The organism is Ercella succinigenes, assembly GCF_900002895.1.
Window position 1 is genome coordinate 38,045 of the sequence record NZ_CDHP01000004.1, and the last position, 20,024, is coordinate 58,068.

12 protein-coding genes are annotated in these 20,024 nt (G+C 41.9%); 2 read left to right on the plus strand and 10 right to left on the minus strand.

Translation table 11 applies throughout. The features are described from left to right. From AC0KSB_RS01580 to AC0KSB_RS01605, 6 genes are all read right to left on the minus strand, one after another. Entirely contained in the window at nt 1-1,437 is a 1,437-nt protein-coding gene (locus AC0KSB_RS01580) for a MurT ligase domain-containing protein (protein ID WP_472306045.1), read from the minus strand. Next, entirely contained in the window at nt 1,430-2,617 is a 1,188-nt protein-coding gene (locus tag AC0KSB_RS01585) for a carbamoyl phosphate synthase small subunit (protein ID WP_472306047.1), read from the minus strand. The genes AC0KSB_RS01580 and AC0KSB_RS01585 overlap by 8 nt, the downstream gene beginning before the upstream one ends. Before the next feature lie 130 nt (nt 2,618-2,747). Beyond that, on the minus strand, nt 2,748-3,290 hold the full coding sequence (locus tag AC0KSB_RS01590) for a cob(I)yrinic acid a,c-diamide adenosyltransferase (RefSeq protein WP_472306049.1): 543 nt from the start codon (nt 3,288-3,290) through the stop codon (nt 2,748-2,750). Between the two features lie 68 nt (nt 3,291-3,358). Further along, nucleotides 3,359-3,871 carry a ferritin-like domain-containing protein gene (locus AC0KSB_RS01595; protein ID WP_472306051.1) on the minus strand — a complete coding sequence of 171 codons (513 nt, stop codon included), beginning with the start codon at nt 3,869-3,871 and terminating at the stop codon, nt 3,359-3,361. 97 nt (nt 3,872-3,968) lie between these two features. Then, nucleotides 3,969-4,931, minus strand: coding sequence for an alpha/beta hydrolase (locus AC0KSB_RS01600; RefSeq protein ID WP_472306053.1), 963 nt, complete (start codon nt 4,929-4,931; stop codon nt 3,969-3,971). Between the two features lie 2 nt (nt 4,932-4,933). Then, nucleotides 4,934-8,200, minus strand: a complete 3,267-nt coding sequence (locus tag AC0KSB_RS01605; RefSeq protein ID WP_472306055.1) for a vitamin B12-dependent ribonucleotide reductase — start codon at nt 8,198-8,200, stop codon at nt 4,934-4,936. A gap of 506 nt (nt 8,201-8,706) precedes the next feature. Between AC0KSB_RS01605 and gltB the strand changes: the two genes are divergently transcribed. Next, entirely contained in the window at nt 8,707-13,302 is a 4,596-nt protein-coding gene (gene gltB / locus AC0KSB_RS01610) for a glutamate synthase large subunit (protein WP_472306056.1), read from the plus strand. Nucleotides 13,303-13,307: 5 nt separating this feature from the next. After that, complete coding sequence (locus tag AC0KSB_RS01615; RefSeq protein ID WP_472306058.1) at nt 13,308-14,786, plus strand: glutamate synthase subunit beta; 1,479 nt, start codon at nt 13,308-13,310, stop codon at nt 14,784-14,786. 183 nt (nt 14,787-14,969) lie between these two features. Here AC0KSB_RS01615 and yjfF read toward each other — a convergent pair whose 3' ends face one another. The 4 genes from yjfF to AC0KSB_RS01635 form a co-directional block, all read right to left on the minus strand. Further along, nucleotides 14,970-16,010, minus strand: a complete 1,041-nt coding sequence (gene yjfF, locus AC0KSB_RS01620) for a galactofuranose ABC transporter, permease protein YjfF (RefSeq protein ID WP_472306060.1) — start codon at nt 16,008-16,010, stop codon at nt 14,970-14,972. Beyond that, the gene (locus tag AC0KSB_RS01625; RefSeq protein WP_472306062.1) at nt 16,007-17,059 is read right to left on the minus strand and encodes an ABC transporter permease; all 1,053 of its coding nucleotides are present in this window, start codon (nt 17,057-17,059) and stop codon (nt 16,007-16,009) included. The genes yjfF and AC0KSB_RS01625 overlap by 4 nt, the downstream gene beginning before the upstream one ends. Continuing rightward, a complete protein-coding gene (locus tag AC0KSB_RS01630; protein WP_472306116.1) occupies nt 17,056-18,540 on the minus strand; it encodes a sugar ABC transporter ATP-binding protein in 1,485 nt (494 codons plus the stop codon). The genes AC0KSB_RS01625 and AC0KSB_RS01630 overlap by 4 nt, the downstream gene beginning before the upstream one ends. Before the next feature lie 136 nt (nt 18,541-18,676). Then, nucleotides 18,677-19,750, minus strand: coding sequence for a substrate-binding domain-containing protein (locus AC0KSB_RS01635; protein ID WP_472306064.1), 1,074 nt, complete (start codon nt 19,748-19,750; stop codon nt 18,677-18,679). Nucleotides 19,751-20,024: the final 274 nt, after the last annotated feature.

The following is a 20,024-nucleotide window of genomic DNA, read 5'->3' on the forward strand; positions in this document are numbered from 1 at the left end:
CTAGCGCCAGAATTCTTTCAGTCCATAGCGTTTTGCAAGTTCAGCTCTTAAATCCAGCATAGCCGTGTAATTAGGCAAAATGTACAAGCATTTACCGTCAGGACATTTAGCAAGACTTTGATCAAAAAGATTCATTGCATTCTCATTTACCATTAAGTCCTCTTTATGCTTACCGGCGTAAAAAAGACGAAGAGCCATATCGGCACGCCTTATACCGGAAACTGCAATTTCGCCCTCAGGCATGCGCCCTTCAAAGTTCACATCCCAGATCCAGGAAACATCTCTGCCATCAGGATCATTGGCATTCAGAAGCACCATAAAAGATCCGGCATCTCCTGCAGTCTTTACATAATCAAGGGCTCTGTCCATACCTACAGGATTTTTTACCAAAATAAGGCAGACATCTTTATTGTCAACTGCAAAACGTTCCATTCTGCCAAAAGCAGCTCCCGATTTGGGTAAAGCTTTTGCCAGTTCTGTCAAATCTATACCCGATACCATTGCAGCCAGAATTGCTCCTGTGGCATTGTATGCATTATGAATTCCTGGAATAGAGAGCTTTGTTTTTAAATCTACAGTATTTGTATCATTGATCCAGCTTAATTTCAAAAGCTGTGATTGAGGGCCTGAATCAGGATCATTTAACACTTCAAATGATAATTCAGGCTCCGGTCTGGTAAAACCACAACCCGCACAACTAAAAATCCCTAAATGCCCATATGCCATCGCGGAGTATTCATATCTGGTACCGCAAAAGGTGCAAAAGCCAGATTCAAGAACACCCTCCGGTGTTTCATTGTGCATGGCAAGCTTATTCATTCCAAAAAACCGGCAGCGGTCTTCCCTGCCTTTGGATAAGGAAGCACACAAAGAATCGTCTGCACACAGCACGATCTGAGCAGCGGTCTGATCGAGTCCTCTTGCAATCAGATCTCTGGTGTATTGAAGTTCTCCGTAGCGATCCAGCTGATCACGGAAAAAGTTGGTCACAAGACATACTGCCGGATTAAGCTGCCCAGCCAGTTTGGCAAAAAATGCCTCATCAATTTCAAAAACAAGAGCAACCGGCATTTCGGTTTTGACCTTTAAGGTTTTAAGATTATCAATCAGAGTAGTTGTAAGTCCTGAATCAAGATTCGCTCCCGAAGGGTTAGTTATTATGCGGTATCCCTGTTCTGCCAGCAAAGTACATAAAACCCTTACTGTAGTTGTTTTACCATTTGTGCCCGTCACGAGATACACCTGACGGTTGGCTGTAAGGTAGGATAATAGTTCAGGCTGTATTTTTAAGGCCGCTTTACCTGGCAAAGCGGTTCCTGCCCTGCCAAAAACACGCAGCCCCAGTTTAAGTATTCTGGCAAGAGCTATTGCGCAATATGATTTTAATTTTTGCGCAAAAACTATATTCGATTTAAAAAGACTTCCTTTATCAGCCATGATGATCTTCCATCATCTGCATAAATTCATCAAACAGATAATCAGAATCGAGTGGACCTGGAGCGCCCTCCGGATGATATTGAACAGTGCAAATCGGTTTGCCTATATACTTAAGACCTTCAACCGAATTGTCATTCAAATGTCTGTGGCTGATCCGTGCGACAGACTGGTCTATAGTGTCATCAATAACAACATACCCGTGGTTTTGAGATGTTATATATACTCTGCCGCTATCAAGATCCTGTACCGGATGATTGATCCCTCTATGTCCATATTTAAGTTTAGTTGTTTTAGCACCTGTTGCCAGTGCCATCAACTGATGTCCCAGGCAAATGGCAAAAACAGGAACATCTGCATTATATAGTTTTTGCAGACCAGGAATTATTTCTGCACAATCCATAGGATCGCCAGGACCATTCGACAACATAATGCCATCCGGCTTAGCTGACAGAATTGTATCAACCGAAGTATTCCAAGGATATACCGTTACTTCACAACCTCTTTTAGTAAGATTCCAGACAATATTCTGTTTTAGTCCAAAATCCAGCATCGCTACTTTATACTTTTTAGGTATGGTTTCGTCTATTTCATATCCCAGAGCAGTCATAGCCTGAGAAGGAAGTTTGCGTTCAATTTCTTCGTTTATATCTTCGTTTCTATATACTCTGCCTATGGCTCCGGCAGGAAAAACCGCCGCCGTTTTACGACTGACTTTAGCAACAGGATGAATGTTTTTCCATGATTTTATTCTTGAAATACAATCTTCAAGATTATAATCAGCTCCGGCTGTTATCATACCACTCATGGTTCCTTTTTCACGTAATCTTAAAGTCAGTTCACGTGTATCCACACCCTTAATACCGGGGATATCATTTTTTGTAAGGTAATTATCGAGATCCTCAGCTTGTCTGGGATCATGAATGAGATGTGTAAGATCCCGTACAATCAAAGCCTCAGCCCATGGCCGGTCGGCTTCACCATGTTCTACAAAAACTCCGTAGTTACCGATAACAGGCGATGACATTGTGATGGCCTGTCCTGCATAGGATGCATCCGTAAGCAGTTCAAGATAGCCGGTCAGGCCAGTGTTAAAAACAATTTCACAAATAGCTTCTCTTTTGGCACCAAAGTGCTCACCAGCAAAAACTGTACCGTCTTCTAGAATCAAGTATGATTTCATAAGCGTTTTCCTCCGAAATATGTAAAAAAAACAATCCTTGCCCAAACAGAGCAAGGATCGTAGACATGATCAAACTTATTCAGGCGCCCTATTTTACCATATGAAGGAACAGACCTGCAATCCTTCACATTTAATATTCTATACCTTCACGTGGAGGGAACCCTTTTTCATAAGGATGACGCAGACATTTAATCTCTGAAATGTAGTCTGCCTGAGAAGAAATATCGAAAGGTGGATTCCTCCCAGTAAGGACTATCTCCAGATTATCCGGCCTGTTTTTTATAAAATCCAGCAAGTCTTCCTGAGACAATAACCCGGCTGAAATAGCTCCCATAGCTTCATCAAGAACTAAAAGATCAAGTTCACCAGACGCCGCAGAAGCAATTGCCTGTTTTAAGTATTCCTGATGCAGCTTCAAAGTAGCAGCCTTTTCTTCCTGATCCATCTGATTAGAGAATTTTGCAGTAATCTGGCCTGCAATCACTTCAACTCCCTTTATCTGTCTAAGAGTCGTAATCTCACCTGATAAACCGCTTTTAAGAAATTGTACAAGCAAAGCTTTCTTCCCATGCCCTGCAGCTCTGACAATCAGACCGATAGCAGCGGTTGTCTTACCTTTGCCATCTCCGCAGTAAATATGCACCAGACCTGTTTTGCCATCAGTCTTTGTCATCTTAATCCACCTCGCATTTTTCTGCTAACCAAAAGTTTAATTCATAATAAAATGCATCAAGCACAAAATTACAAGCGAAGTTTGCGCAAATCGTCTTTCATACGCTCAATATCTGTAATCCAGTCCTCTATATCATGTTCATGTTCAAGTTCGTCATTGAGGATAGTTATCGCCATCTGATAAGTTGCGTAGTCTTTACCTTCAGCAAAGGCAGCAAGTTTTTGATAGCGCTCAATTGCACATCTCTCACCTTTAAGATTTTGTTCTAAAATCGCTTCAATATAAGGATCTGTTGGTTCTTCATAATCGCATTTGGCGAATTTTTTCCACTGATCAGGGTTGAGCAGCGGTGTCCCGCCAAGCTGAATAATACGATTAGCTACAAGCTCAGCATGTCCTAATTCTTGTGTTGCATGAAGCAAAAGTTCCGGCTCAACTTCACTACGCATTGGCCCTTCCATGACACGGGCACCAACCCAATACTGATAATAAGCAAGCCATTCCTCTGCAAGAGCCTCATTAAGCTGCTGTATCATTTCCTGTACGTCCAGATGTGCAATATCAATTGCTCTTTTTCCCATTTTTTGATACCTCCTGCGTTTTGTTTCCGGCTTTTACTATTTTTTCCGGCTAAAAACATTATATCACAATATCTTTTGTATCTCTTTTGACTAACACTTACTCAGATAAGCCTTCATTATCTTTTTTTGCTACAGATGGTTCAGGCCAGTTGCCTCTGACAAATTCGCCAATTTTAACTACAGCCTGATGCGCTTCTGGTACTATTTCATCCATCGTCTGCCAGACATGCCACATTCCTTCATATATTTCGATAATTACTTTGTTTTCGGACTGTTTTTCAGCCAGATCGGCAGTTTTAATAATCTCTCCCAGCAGAACTTCTTCTGCCGCTACTTGCATCAGCAAAGGAGGGAAATTAGAAAAATTACCATAAAGAGGTGAAATATAGGGGTTGGTCCGGTCATTATTTTGAGCATAAAGGTTTGCTGCCAGCTGCAAGAATTCAGGATCAAGCAGAATATCACGCTCACGGTTTGCACGCAACATAATATTGGTCATTGCAAGATCACACCATGGCGACAGGGCAACAACGGAAGAAGGAAGTGGTATCCCCTGATCTTTAAGTGCCAGGGTTAATGCCAGACTAAGACCGCCTCCGGCTGATTCACCTACTATAGATATGCATTCAGCAGCAAAACCATCGTCAAGCAGCTGCTTATAAGCAGCAATAGCATCGTCTAAAGCTGCCGGCCAGGGATGTTCAGGCGCCAGTCGGTATTCCAGTCCAACCAGAAGGCAGGAAGCTGCGACGGCAAGAGATGCAGCTCCATTTCTTGAATATAAAACTGAGCCGCCGATATATCCACCGCCATGCAAATAAAGAATAACTTTATCCTGAGAAAAAAAGTCCTGGCTGATCCAGGTTGCCGGTACTCCGCCGAGTTCGGTCTCAGTTATATTATATTTACCAAGAACAATTGCGCCTACAGGAATTGAAAGCCCCTGTCTATAAGCCTTCACCTTGTCTTCGTTTGTTTTTGCCTCTTTTATTTCTCTGTTGACACGCTCCATTTTATTTTTTACCAGTCCTCGGAGCATGGTTGAAGATATACTCGCCATATTTATGAACACCCCGTGGTTGTACCACAATCAAGACATACCTTGCAGGTTCCGTTCTTTACCATTCTTGAGCTTGAGCAGGTCGGACATGTTGATCCATCATAAAGTTTCTCGCCATTTGCAGCCGCCTCCACTGCATCTTCATGGATAAATTCCTCCAGCCCTATCTGACTATCCATGGGAGCCTGCATCTTTGTTGTGCGGCTTTTTACTTCAGGATACCTGGTAATGCCGTCTATACTGGGCTCCTGCTGTGCTCCCGTTGCATATTCTCTCTCGCTTAAAGCCGGGAAGGCAAGAAGCGGCAGTTGTTCGTCTTCATCATCTACATCATCAATTATATCACCAGCAGCTGGTTTATCACCAGAACTTCCGGAATCTGAACGATATTCAATATCTATTATATCGGCTGCAGGAGCACCCATCGCACTTAACTCGTCTACAGGGTTTGATTCAGGAATTTCCGGTTTAACCTGACAACGCGAATAGTCACCGATCTCTATATCAATAACTTTACTTATCAAGTCAGATATAGACGTGCAATATTTGATATATGGATGTCTCGTAACAAATCCGTATGGCTCATATTTCTGTCCCCGAAGCATTTTGGAAATATTCTGAGGAGGTATTTTGTATTGCAGCATAACAGATATTGTTTTTGATAATGAATTCAAAAGCCCCATTATCAAAGTGCCCTCACGGTCAGTCGTAATATAAATTTCGGATATTTCTCCCGTACTGCTTCTGTTTACAGTAGTATAAATTTTTACATCCTCAATCTGAGCAGGATGGGTGCGTCCCGTTCTTATACCAATGGGTTTATCCCTCCGGGAAGACACAGGACTGTTCTTTTGTTTTTCCTGAAGCTCCAGTTTGCTTTGCATCAGCTTTGCTTTTTCCAGCAACTGCTCATACTGAAGTTCTTCAAGCGGCAATTTGCCATGATCTTTGTTGAGATAAATGTTAAGAGGTTGTGTGAATTTTGAACCATCCCTGTACAATGTTATCCCTTTTACACCCAGGCGCCAGGCATTTATATGGACTTCCTTGAAATCATCTACCGTAGCTTCCCCGGGCAGGTTGACTGTTTTAGAAATAGCTCCTGAAAGCAGCGGGGTTAAGGCTGCAACCATCAATACATGTCCTTGAAAATGGATATACCTTTTACCCTGTCCACATTGATTCGCAGTGTCAAAAACAGGCAAATGCTCTTTTTTTAACCAAGGTGCATCTTCAATTTGTCCGTCGACAAGCTGACCATCTTTTTCCCTCATTATATGAGAAATAATATCTTCTATCTGATTACTATCGTAGCCAAGTTTTTTAAGTGCAGAATTTATTACCGGATTTGCCAGTTTCATGAATCCGCCACCAGACAGCTTTTTATAGACAACATGTGAAAAGAATGGCTCAATACTGGTAGCAGCACAATCCATAGCAAAAGAAATCGTCCCGGTTGGAGCCATAACACTGACCTGCGCATTACGATATCCGTGGAGATCTCCCTTATCAATAGCCTCCCCCCAGACTTTTACCAGTGATTCAGAGAGAGTATTCTGTCCTATTGATTTCAAAATATCATGATCAACCTTTAATGGTTCATAGCTTAATTCCTCAAAATCATCAAAACGGGCTCCTGCAACTCTGGCATGATTTCGTAAAACTTTTAACATATATTGCTTGTTTATTTCAAAACAGGCAAAAGCACCGGTTATTTCTGCTATCAGGGCAGAAATATAATAACTTTGGCCTGTCAATATACCGACAAGTGCTGCCGAGAAAGCTCTGGCTTGTTCAGAATCATATGGCAAACCACTTGCCATAAGCAAAGAAGCCAGGTTTGCCATTCCAAGTCCGGTACTTCTGAAAAGCCATGTTTTACGGGCAATATCAGCAGTAGGAAATTGTCCCCAGTGAATTGAAGACTCGAGAACAAGCTGGCATAAGCTAATCATATGCAGGTAGCCTTCAATATCAAAGCCTCCCGTACTTTCGTCAAGAAATTTCAGAACATTTATTGAAGCCAGATTGCAGCTGGTATCATCCAGAAAAGCATATTCACCACAGGGATTGGTAGAATTAAGCCTGTTATGACGAGCACCTATTTCTCCATCTTCACCTGCCGGACATGTATGCCAGGCATTAAAAGTATCTGTAAACTGCGGCGCAGGGTCTGCACAACGCCAGGCTGATTCATTAAACTTCTGCCATATATCGGCAACCTTGACTTCACGGTCCACACGGTTGTCAACTCTGCCCTTAAGATGATATGTACTATCAGGATCTTTATCAAGATCTACCACTTTTTGCATGAATTCATCAGTCAGTCTGATTGAATTATTACTATTTTGCCCCGATACGGTCTGATACGCTTCACCGTCCATATCGGCATCATAACCCATTTTGGCCAAAGCTCTGACTTTATCCTCTTCGGTTGCTTTCCAAAGTATAAAATCTTCTATTTCAGGATGATCAACATCAAGGCAAACCATTTTTGCCGCTCTTCTTGTTGTTCCACCTGACTTGATAGCGCCTGCATTGCGGTCAAGACCTTTGAGAAAACTCATTAACCCGGAAGACGCACCTCCTCCGGACAATCTTTCACCCTCAGCCCGTATACTTGAAAAATTAGTCCCCGTACCTGAGCCTCCCTTAAACAGTTTCGTTTCTGTCACATATTCTTCTGAAATAGAATGAGGACCTAGAAGCTTGTCTTCAATGGAAATTATGAAACAAGCTGATGCCTGAGTTCTTGAATAATCATCATCAGACATCTTTACAGTTTTGCTTTTTTCATCATAATAATATAGCTCACTGCGGCCGCCCGTAATGCCATAGCTCAGCTTTAAACCGGTATTAAACCATTGCGGCGAATTAGGAGCGAACATCTGACTTAAAAAACAAAATACCAATTCGTCATAAACTATGCTTTTCTGATTATCATTTTGCAAAATACCTTCATCGGTTAATGATTCCACCCAGAAATTGACCATACGATGAGCAACCTGGCGCATACTGGTTTCAAAACCTTCCGGGCTGCCTACACCTGCTTTGCGAAAATATTTTGAAGCTATTATATCGCAGGCAGTCTGTGAATAATGTTCAGGAAACTCAAGATCCTTCATATCAACCAGTGTTTTGCCGCTTTTATGGTCTATAAGTAAAACATCTCTTTTATTCCATTTGAATAAATCATATACCGACAATTCGGACTGATTCTCTAAGCCATTAGTATAGTAACGCTTTATAATGTTATGTAATTCCGCCATGACCTATCCCCCGTTAATTCTAAAGTCTGTATCCGATATACACCAGATGTTTATAAGTTTAGTCAAACAATATATTGTGCCAACACAATTTATCGTACACTAGATATTGTATTTCTTTGCATATACTATTGCAAGCATCTTTTATATTTAACTTTTTTGTCCATTCAAGGAAGACTAAAAGTTTTACAAATTTTATACCACTTGTTTTTGCAAGTTTGTGCATTATAAATTTCATTTTTTGTTCTATCCCGCTTGATAAACCTCTTCACGGATGATATAATGCATGCACGAACCACACATGAGTCAGTTGATCCGAAGTAGTCGGACGATGATTCCTGTAACCAATCAACAAGGCTCCTATTGATATTAGCGTGCTTCAAGGGCGAATGACGCAGCCTTTGGATTGTGCGCTTTTTTCTTATTCTTACACAATGGCGTGGCAGGAACTATCGATCTCTATGATATGCAGGATTGATTGTTCCTTATTTCATTTATAGGAGGTTTTTATGCAAGAAAGAAAAAACGGACTTCCACCAAGGCAAGGTCTTTATGATCCAGCCAATGAACATGATGCCTGTGGTATTGGCTTTGTTGTCAATATCAAAGGAAATCGTTCTCATGAAATTGTTAATCATGGGCTAAAAATACTTGCCAACCTGGCGCATAGAGGCGGCGCAGGCAGTGAAGACAACACAGGCGACGGTGCAGGTATATTGCTGCAACTTCCGGATGGATTTTTCCGTCGTGTTTGCCCGGAAAACAATATTAGTCTTCCACCGGCAGGCGAATATGGCGTAGGCATGGTTTTCTTGCCAAGGCAGGAAGCAATGAGAGCCTACTGCGAAAAAAGAATCGAAGAAATTGTCCGACAGGAAGACCAGGAAATTCTTGGTTGGAGAACGCTCCCTGTAAATGACAATTCTCTTGGCAGTGTAGCTAAACAAAATCAACCTTTCATTCGTCAGCTTTTTATCGGCAAAAAAACAATGAATCAGGCTGAGTTAGAAGATGAGAGTTTTTTCGAACGCAAACTGTATGTAATCCGTAAACGCTGCGAAAAACTTATTGAGGGTGTACCGGAAAACAGTTCAGATTATTTTTATTTTGCCAGCTTATCGAGCAGAACCATAGTTTTCAAAGGAATGCTTACAGCTGATCAGGTGGACGCTTATTATGTTGATCTCACCTGTCTTGATTTTGATTCGGCACTGGCACTTGTTCATTCAAGATACAGTACGAATACATTCCCTAGCTGGGAGCGTGCACACCCATATAGATATCTCATACATAATGGTGAAATAAATACTTTGCGTGGCAATGTCAACTGGATGAATGCAAGACAATCAAATCTGAAAACTGGGCTTTTCGGCGATGACGTGCAGAAAATCTTCCCTGTTATCCATCCACAAGGCAGTGATTCTGCTATGTTTGACAATGCCCTTGAATTTCTAACCCTTTCCGGACGCAAACTGGCACATGCAGCCATGATGATGGTACCGGAACCATGGAGCAAACATGAGCAGATGAGCGAAGAACGCAAAGCCTTTTATGAATATCACAGCATGTTGATGGAACCATGGGATGGTCCTGCAGCAATGGCTTTAACTGATGGTATTCAGGTTGCTGCTCTGCTTGACAGAAACGGACTTCGTCCTTCCCGCTACTATCTAACTGATGATGACATGATTATTCTGGCTTCCGAGGCAGGAGTCCTTGATATCCCTGCAGAAAAAATCGTGCGTAAAGACAGACTGAAACCAGGAAGAATGCTTTTGATCGATACTGCAGCCGGCAGAATAGTTTCTGACGAAGAACTCAAAGAAACATTCGCTGCTGAGAAGCCATATAAAAAATGGCTGGAGAAGTACAGACTGCAACTGGAGAAACTTCCTGAATCAGCAGATGGTCAAAAACCTAAAGCACATATTGATGATTTATCTTTGGAAAACAAAGAAAAAGTTTTCGGATATACAAATGAGGATCTGGAGTCAGTTATTCTGCCAATGGCTCAGAAAGGAATCGAAGCACTCGGTTCAATGGGTCAGGATACTCCACTTGCTGTTTTGTCAGAAAAAAATCAGCTTTTGTACAACTATTTCAAACAGCTGTTCGCACAGGTTACAAATCCTCCTATCGATGCGATAAGAGAAGAAATAATTACTGCAACCGAAACTTATCTAGGTTCAGACGGTAATCTGATCAATCCTAAAGAAACTGATTGCAGACAAATAAAACTTCCCCATCCGGTTCTGAATAATTTGAATCTGGAAAAAATAAGAAGCATTAAGAAGCAGGGATTCAAATCTGTTACATTGCCTATGCTCTATGCCGTTCGCGGCGGCGGTAAAGCTCTTGAGAAATCTATGGAAGAGCTTTTTGCTGCAGCTGATCTGGCAATAGCTGATGGTGCAAATATTATTATACTCTCTGATCGTGATGTCAGTTTATCCAGTGCTCCGATTCCGGCTTTGCTGGCAGTATCCGGTCTTCACCATCATTTAATCAGACAAAAGACAAGAACAAAAGTCAGTCTGATTGTTGAGTCAGGCGAACCTCGAGAAGTTCATCATTTTGCTTTGCTTTTAGGTTATGGAGCCTCAGCCGTGAACCCATACCTTGCTTATGAGGCACTTGAAGGCTTGATAAAAGACAAACTTTTACCTGATAAAAACATTGAAGAGGCAGCATATGCTTATGAAAAGGCAATTATAAAAGGTCTTGTTAAGGTAATTTCCAAGATGGGTATATCTACTGTTCAAAGTTATCAAGGCGCTCAAATTTTCGAAGCGATTGGTATAAGCCAGCATATTATCGAAAAATATTTTACCGCAACACCATCGAGGTTATCAGGAATTGATCTTGATGTAATTGCCAAAGAGGCAGAACAAAGACATGATGCTGCTTTTGATTTGAACCAAGTAGATGAGGGATTGCCAAGTGGCGGCGAATATCAGTGGCGGGCAGATGGTGAGTACCATCAGTTTAACCCTCTTACCGTACATAAACTGCAACAGGCTGTTAGAACAAATGATTATAAAACATTCAAGGAATATTCCACTTTGCTTAATGGCGAAACTCAAAGACAGTGTACACTGCGCGGGCTTCTGGAATTCGATGCAGTCAGACCATCTGTTCCTATTGACGAAGTGGAATCAGTTGACAGCATTGTAAAACGGTTCAAAACGGGAGCCATGTCCTATGGTTCAATCAGCAAGGAAGCTCATGAAGCTTTGGCAATTGCTATGAACCGGCTTGGAGGACGCAGCAATACCGGTGAAGGCGGCGAAGATCCTGACCGCTTTATAGATCTCGAAAATGGTGATTCAAGAAACAGTGCCATTAAACAGGTTGCTTCCGGTCGTTTTGGTGTAACCAGTCATTACCTTGTGAACGCCAAAGAAATACAGATAAAAATGGCTCAGGGAGCAAAACCAGGCGAAGGCGGACAATTACCTGGCGAGAAAGTATATCCATGGGTAGCACGTACCAGACATTCTACCCCGGGTGTTGGTCTGATTTCTCCTCCACCTCACCATGATATTTATTCTATCGAGGATTTGGCAGAGCTCATACATGATCTGAAAAACGCCAATAGCGGAGCAAGGATAAGTGTCAAACTTGTTTCTGAGGTCGGTGTTGGTACAATTGCTGCCGGTGTTGCTAAGGGTCGTGCTGATGTTGTTTTGATCAGCGGATATGACGGCGGAACCGGAGCATCACCAAGAACGAGCATCAGACATGCCGGACTTCCCTGGGAACTTGGTCTTGCAGAAACACATCAGACTTTGCTTCTCAATGATCTAAGAAGCAGAATTGTCGTTGAAACCGACGGCAAGCTTCTTACAGGCCGCGATGTTGTAATTGCAACACTCCTTGGAGCAGAAGAATTCGGTTTTGCAACCGGCCCGCTGGTAGCTTTGGGTTGCGTAATGATGAGAGTTTGTAATCTTGATACATGTCCGGTAGGTGTCGCTACACAAAACCCCGAGCTGCGCAAACGTTTTGCGGGAAAACCCGAGCATGTAGTCAACTTTATGCGTTTCATTGCTCAGGAAATGCGCGAACTGATGGCTGAGCTTGGTTATAGAACCATAAATGAAATGGTTGGGCAAACAGAATGTCTCAAACCTGAACTGGCTATAAGACATTGGAAGAGCAAAGGTCTTGATCTGTCCAGTCTGCTTTACAAACCTGCTGTCAGCGATAATGTAGGCAAATTCTGTCAGATGAATCAGGATCATGGACTCGAGAAATCTCTTGATCAGAGAGTTCTACTGCCGGTAAGCAAGCCGGCTCTGGCAAACGGTCAGACAGTCAGGGCTATTTTACCTATCAGTAATACCGACAGGGTTGCCGGCACTCAGCTGGGTAGTGAAATAACCAGGCTGCACGGCGCTGAAGGTTTATCTGAAGATACACTTGATATCACTTTCCGCGGCTCAGCCGGTCAAAGTTTTGGTGCATTTATCCCCTCAGGCTTGACGCTTAGATTGCTTGGAGATGCTAACGATTATATCGGAAAAGGACTTTCAGGAGGGAAAATAATTGTCAAGCCAGACCCTTCTGCCAAGCTTATACCTCAGGAGAATATAATCATAGGAAATGTTGCCTTCTATGGTGCAACAAGTGGTGAAGCATATATTCAGGGAATGGCAGGCGAAAGATTCTGTGTCAGAAACAGCGGAGCTACTGCGGTTGTTGAAGGCATTGGCGATCATGGTTGTGAGTATATGACAGGCGGCAAAGTTGCTGTTCTCGGTTCTGTAGGCCGCAATTTTGCAGCAGGAATGTCTGGCGGTGTAGCTTATATTTGGGATCGCGAAGGAACATTTAAGCAAAATTGCAATATGGAAATGGTGAAAATAACAGCCATCGAAAAAGATGATGACATTTCAGACCTAAGAGATATGATCAGCAAACATGTAGCTATGACCAAAAGTGAATATGCTGCCGGAATTCTTGAAGAATTTGACAAAGTGGTTGAAGAATTCGTAAAAGTAATGCCTCTTGATTATGAAAAAATGCTGCTGGCAATTGAAAAAGCCCGTGCAGAAGGACTCGAAGGTGAGCAGGCACTTCTTACAGCATTTGAAAGGAGATAAGAGTAATGGGACAAACAAACGGATTTATGGTCTATGAACGCGCATTACCACCGGATCGTCCACCATTGGAGCGTATTCAGGACTGGCAGGAATTCCATATGCTCTGGGACGAAGAACAACAAAGAAGGCAAGGCGCTCGTTGCATGAACTGCGGCATACCTTATTGTCATAGTGGGGTTCTTATTAATGGTGCTGCTTCAGGTTGTCCGATAAACAATCTGATACCTGAATGGAATGATTTGATATACAGAGGGTTATGGGAAAAAGCAATTCAAAGATTGCATAAAACCAATAATTTCCCTGAATTTACCGGCCGCGTATGTCCAGCACCATGTGAGGGAGCCTGTACTGTAGGCATAAATCAGCCACAAGTTACGATAAAGCAAAACGAATGCGCTATTATCGACAAAGCTTGGGAACAAGGTTGGATCAGTCCAAAACCGCCAAAATACAGAAGCGGCAAAAAAGTAGCGGTTGTCGGCTCAGGGCCAGCCGGTCTGGCATGCGCAGATCAGCTTAATAAAGCGGGTCATTTGGTAACTGTCTATGAAAGGGCAGATCGTCCAGGCGGACTTCTCATGTATGGAATTCCAAACATGAAACTTGATAAAGCTATTGTGGAGCGCCGTATTAATTTGATGAAGGACGAAGGCGTAGAATTTGTAACCGGTGTTGAAATAGGTAAAGATCTGCCTGCTGAAAAATTAAAAAAAGAAAATGACGCTGTAGTTTTATGTACAGGATCAACCAGACCTAGAGATCTGACAGCCGAAGGCAGACAGTTGAAGGGTATTCATTTTGCTATGAGCTTCCTAAAAGCAAGTACACAAAGCCTCCTTGACAACAGCGGCAGAGAAATCGATGCAGAAGGCAAAGATGTAATCGTCATAGGCGGTGGGGATACCGGAACCGACTGTGTAGGCTCAAGTATAAGACAAAAATGCAACAGCGTTCATCAGATAGAGATTATGCCCAAACCATCTGAGGAAAGACAAGTCAGCAACCCATGGCCGCAATGGCCGTTTGTTCTGAAAACAGATTATGGTCAGCAAGAGGCTATTGCTCTATACGGTGAAGATCCCAGAATTTGGCAAACAACCGTAAAAGGTTTTGAAGGTGATGTCAACGGGAATGTCAAAGCTGTACATACTGTTGAAGTTAACTGGAAAAGAGATTCAAGCGGCAGAATGCAGCCGGTTGAAGTTCCCGGCAGTGAAAAGGTTCTCCCTGCGCAGCTTGTGCTTCTGGCAATGGGCTTCCTGGGGCCTGAAGATCTTATACCTCAGGAGCTTGATCTGAGCAGAGATGTCAGGTCAAATGTAAAAGCCGATACAGAAAGTTATCAAACAAATCAGCCTGGTGTATTTTGTGCCGGAGATATGAGACGCGGACAAAGCCTGGTAGTATGGGCAATTAATGAAGGCAGGCGTGCCGCCAGATCCTGCGATAAATATCTGACAGGTTCAACACAGTTGCCTGGCTAATAACAGTTTACTGTAATTTTTGACAAGAAATAATTATTGAGCCGAGGCAGTCTTACCTGCCAAAAGGACGATCCGTGCTTGCAAGCGGGATCGTCCTTTAGCATACAAGGAGGGGAGAGAATACTGCTTCAAGCTGCCTTGTTTTATGTCAGCAGTATTCTCTTTTATGCAGTTTATCGTTATTTAATTTATTGGTTTTTTCCGGTCGGCCGACCATACAACAAGTCTTTGCAAGCCAATAAAAGCCAACAGCAGAATACCTATGAAGATCTTGCCCCACCAAGAATCAAGCTGACCGTTAAATGTGATAAATGTGGGAATAAGAGACTGAAGCATGACGCCAAATAATGTTCCGAAGACATAACCCACACCACCGGTAAGCAAAGTTCCTCCAATAACAGCCGCAGCTATTACATCCAGCTCCATCCCCTGTAAATTCAGTGACCATCCCGACTTAGTGTAAAGAGCAAAAGCCAGTCCTGCCAGAGATGAACAAAGGCCATTAAATGTATAGACCATTATGATTGTCTTACCTACAGGCAAGCCCATAAGTTTGGCTGATGTTTCATTGCCGCCGATCGCATATATATTTCGGCCAAAACTAGTATATCTGCTCAAAAAGACACCAATAATTATCATGACAAAAAAGATTAGAACTGCCAGATTTACATATGCAGGCGGATCTGCAAATCTTATTTTCCATTTTGCCATTTCACCAAAAGCTTCATGCCTGATAGGGATTGAAGATCTGCTTATGATGGCACATAGTCCTCTTGCCATAAACATACCCGCCAAAGTTGTAATAAAGGGCGGCACTTTGAAAAAATGAATCATGGAACCCATCAAAAAACCAAAAAGGCAACCTACCAGTATGCCGACAGCGATACATAAATAAGGATGAAAACCAAGCTCCTCAGATCCATAGGAAATAATCATGGTCGTTAAAGCCGCCACGGCACCTACCGACAAATCAATTCCTCCGGAAATAAGAACAAGTGTCATTCCTACTGCTGAAATTCCCAGATGTGCATTATCGACAAAAAGATTGAAGAATGTCCTCCAGGTTGAAAAGCCTTTATCACCGTAAACAATTGATCCTATTGCAAAAGCAATAATAAACAAGGAAATTGTCGCATATACTGTCATATACTTCGGATTAAATATTTTTGCTATACCTTTACCGGAAGAAGACAATTTGCCTGATAACTCATTTTTATTATTCATGCTGCTTTTCCTCCCCCCGTTAATTGATTTTTAACAAGTTTTTTTCTGGAAAGTCTTGCTCTTACAGGCTCTGATTGTAGAATAATTACCACTACCACTATAGATGCTCTGAATACCATAGTTGCTTCTGCGGCAATACCAAAGTAGTAAACTGTCGTAATAATGGTTCTTATAATAAGTGCACCAACTAAAGATCCTGCCAGACTGAACTTGCCGCCCGACATGCTTGTTCCACCTATTACCACCGCCAAAATAGCATCAAGTTCATAATACAGGCCGGCATTGTTTGCGTCGGCAACACCAATTCTGGAAGCATAAATCAAACCTGCGAAACCTGCACATATACCTGAAATAACATATGCCAGCAAGATAACATTTTTCGAATTCAATCCTGAATATCTGCTGGCACTAGGATTAATACCAACAGACTCAATAAACATGCCCAAAGCTGTTTTTTTGGTAACAAACCAGATGATCGCAAAAACACCTATCCACAAAAAAATCGGCAGTGGCAATCCGAATAAATATTGTCTGCCTATAGCCAGAAAAGGTGGATACCCAGTTGTCAGCAATCTTGCACCTGTGATCAACTGGGCAATACCTCTTCCTGCAACCATCAAAATCAAAGTTGCTATGATAGGCTGTATTCCCATACGCGATACAAGCAAGCCGTTCCACAAACCACAAAAAGCAGATACAATCAAAGGTACTATTATAATTATAATAAAAGGAGCGGCGGAAGCATTATCTGCAACAATTGTATCTCCTCTTATGAGAGCTACAGACACGGCGCCGGACAAAGCAACAACAGCGCCCACCGATAAGTCGGTACCACCGGTTGCTATAACAAGAGTCATACCAAAAGCGATAATAATGATTTCAGTTGCCCGGTTAAAAATATCAATTATGCTTCCGTAAAGAGCTCCTGTTTCCTGTTGTATGCTAATTGAAAAGAAGTCCGGATTAAGAATAAAACTAACCAGCAAAATCAAAACCCAGGCAACAAGAGCCCAGAAAACTTTTGATTTAAATAATTTTTCCCTGTTCACTTATCATCACCCCCTGCAATTGTACTGAGTATTACTTCCTGACTGAAATCTTTACTTCCCAGCTCTCCAACCTTGTTTCGATCACGCATAACGACGATGCGGTTAGAGACACGCATAACTTCATCGATTTCAGAAGAAATAAAAACAAGGGACATACCTTTCTCACAAAGTGAAAGTGTCAGTTTTTGTATTTCAGCCTTTGCACCTACATCGATACCTCGGGTAGGTTCGTCCAGTATAAGAACTTCAGGCTCGGTAGCCAGCCATCTTGCCAGGATAACCTTCTGCTGATTTCCACCTGATAATTCACCTATTTTCTTTTCAGCATCAGGAGTTGCTATTCCCAGCAGTTTTATGTATTTATCTGCAAGCTCCTGCTGTTTTTTTATCGGCATTTTTTTAAACATACCTTGCCTTGCCTGAATAGCCAGTATAATATTTTCTCTAATAGTCAAATCACCTATTATGCCGTCTCTTTTACGATCTTCAGGGCAAAAGGCAATATGCTTCTTTATGGCATCTGCAGGAGATTTAAAATTGACAGTCTGCCCTTTTACTTTCATGGTTCCACAGTCGGATTTGTTGATTCCGAAGAGCAATTCTGCACTTTCTGTTCTGCCTGATCCGAGCAAACCTGCAAAACCTAGAACCTCGCCGGTTTTGACCGTCATATTTACATTACTGATACTACCTGCAACACCCATATTCTCAGTCTGGATGACAATTTCTTTTTCTTCTTCCTTTTTTTCCACACGATTAATTGCGGAAAGATTCGAAAGTTCTTTACCTATCATTTTGGTAACAAGATCTATTTTGGGGAAATTTTTAACTTCATACTCTCCTATCATCTCACCATTTCTGAGAACAGTAATTCTGTCAGATATTTCATATACCTGATCAAGGAAATGAGTAATAAATATTATGGCCAGTCCCTCTGATCTTAGCGTTCTCATGATTTCAAACAGCTTTTTGACTTCGTGATCATCAAGACTTGATGTAGGCTCGTCCAAAATCAAAATCTTTGCTGAAATATCTACTGCCCTGGCAATAGATACCAGCTGTTGTATTGCAACGGAGTAACTGGCAAGCGGCCTTGTAACATCTATATCTATGTTGAATTTGTTTAGAACATCAACTGATCTGCGATTCATTGTTTTCCAATCAATCAACTTGCCTTTGCGCGGCTGACGTCCAATGAAAATGTTTTCTGCAACTGTTAGATTAGGACACAGGTTTATCTCCTGATAAACTGTGCTGATACCCATTTCAACCGCAGTCTGCGGTGACACAGGCTCTATTATTTTACCGTCATATACTATTTCGCCTGAATCTTTGTGGTATACACCGGTCAGACACTTAACCATAGTGGATTTGCCTGCACCATTTTCGCCCATCAAAGCATGCACCTCACCTTTACGCAAAGTTAAATCTGCAGCCTTTAATGCACGTACACCGGGAAAATTCATCTCAATATTTTTCATTGTCAAAATGATATTGTCTGGCACGAGAACCCCTCCTTAAACCTGAGTAGTATTACATAATGAGGGGTCTTGTAAGGGATAGAACCCTCACAAGACCCAAAGTATTTATGTTGTTATGCCCAGGAGCATAATGCTTTTAATAAACGCGATTTGGCAGTTCTGCCTCTGCATTTGTAGCATCAAAGAGGCTCTCGATAGTATCTGTACGTTTAGGAAGTGTTCCACCTGCCATTAAGGTATTGATTGCATCAACCAATTGTGGGCCAAGCAGCGGGCTACATTCAACTGTACAATTCATTTCGCCGGCAACGATTGCTTCAAAAGCTTTCTTAACGGCATCAACACCAATTATGATAATGTCTTCGCCTGGTTTTAAACCGGCAGCTTTAATCGCATCAATAGCACCTAAAGCCATATCATCATTATGTGCATACAGAACATCAATCTTATTAACAGATTTCAGGAATGATTCCATAACAACCTGACCTTCTGCACGAGTAAAGTTACCTGTCTGGGAAGCTACAACTTCATAATTTGGATAATCTGCCAATATTTCCTGGAAGCCAGCAGCACGGTCATTAGCCGGAGCTGATCCAACTGTACCTTCAAGCTCAACTATTTTGATATCGTCACTGCCACGGCCTTCGGCTTCCATAAATTCAACCAGCCATCTGCCTGCTTTACGACCTTCTTCTACAAAGTCAGATCCCATGAATGTTACATAATAGTCATCGTCCTGAATATCTGTAGCACGGTCAATCAGAATAAGAGGTATACCGGCTTCATTTATTTCTTCGATAACTTCATCCCAACCACTTTCAACAACAGGACTGAAAGCTATAACATCAACACCCTGTGTTATAAAGTTACGCAAAGCCTTGATCTGATTTTCTTGTTTTTGCTGAGCATCGTCAAAGATGAGAGTAAAACCAGCTTCTTCGATTGATGATCTTATGCTGTTAGTATTTGCAACACGCCAGTCAGATTCAGCACCTATCTGCGAAAAGCCAACAACTATGTCGGAAGCATCTCCGCCTGGAGTTGTTGTATCTTCATCATCAGAGCCCTCTGTTTCAGGAGCTTTTGTTGTTGTAGCGGCATCATCTGCCGGAGCGGTTGTTGAATCTGAATCATTACCGGCAGCTCCTCCACAAGCCGCTAATGACAGAATCATCGCCAGAACTAAAATCAGGGTTAAAACTTTCTTCATTTCTTGTTTCCTCCTTTAGATTGAAACATATACTCTGACTTTGTAAGTCAGATAAAACTGTATGGCTAAATGATAGGACGAAATCGTTTTTATCTGAATATAACCGATTACGTCATAAGTTGATTTTCTTCATCAAAGGGGAAATTTCTGGTCAAAAACAAATCCTGCCAAGGTATGTTTTTTTCTTGCTGAAGTAAAAAAAAATACGACCATCAAAAAGAAGTCGTATTTTTACTTATGAAAGATTTATCGTCCGCTGATTAAAAAGCTTATA

What these genes read in the sequence shown, in the direction of transcription:
- AC0KSB_RS01580 (WP_472306045.1), bottom strand. Translation starts at nt 1,437, where the DNA reads ATGGCTGATAAAGGAAGTCTTTTTAAATCGAATATAGTTTTTGCGCAA.
- AC0KSB_RS01585 (WP_472306047.1), bottom strand. Translation starts at nt 2,617, where the DNA reads ATGAAATCATACTTGATTCTAGAAGACGGTACAGTTTTTGCTGGTGAG.
- AC0KSB_RS01590 (WP_472306049.1), bottom strand. Translation starts at nt 3,290, where the DNA reads ATGACAAAGACTGATGGCAAAACAGGTCTGGTGCATATTTACTGCGGA.
- AC0KSB_RS01595 (WP_472306051.1), bottom strand. Translation starts at nt 3,871, where the DNA reads ATGGGAAAAAGAGCAATTGATATTGCACATCTGGACGTACAGGAAATG.
- AC0KSB_RS01600 (WP_472306053.1), bottom strand. Translation starts at nt 4,931, where the DNA reads ATGGCGAGTATATCTTCAACCATGCTCCGAGGACTGGTAAAAAATAAA.
- AC0KSB_RS01605 (WP_472306055.1), bottom strand. Translation starts at nt 8,200, where the DNA reads ATGGCGGAATTACATAACATTATAAAGCGTTACTATACTAATGGCTTA.
- gltB (WP_472306056.1), top strand. Translation starts at nt 8,707, where the DNA reads ATGCAAGAAAGAAAAAACGGACTTCCACCAAGGCAAGGTCTTTATGAT.
- AC0KSB_RS01615 (WP_472306058.1), top strand. Translation starts at nt 13,308, where the DNA reads ATGGGACAAACAAACGGATTTATGGTCTATGAACGCGCATTACCACCG.
- yjfF (WP_472306060.1), bottom strand. Translation starts at nt 16,010, where the DNA reads ATGAATAATAAAAATGAGTTATCAGGCAAATTGTCTTCTTCCGGTAAA.
- AC0KSB_RS01630 (WP_472306116.1), bottom strand. Translation starts at nt 18,540, where the DNA reads ATGAAAAATATTGAGATGAATTTTCCCGGTGTACGTGCATTAAAGGCT.
- AC0KSB_RS01635 (WP_472306064.1), bottom strand. Translation starts at nt 19,750, where the DNA reads ATGAAGAAAGTTTTAACCCTGATTTTAGTTCTGGCGATGATTCTGTCA.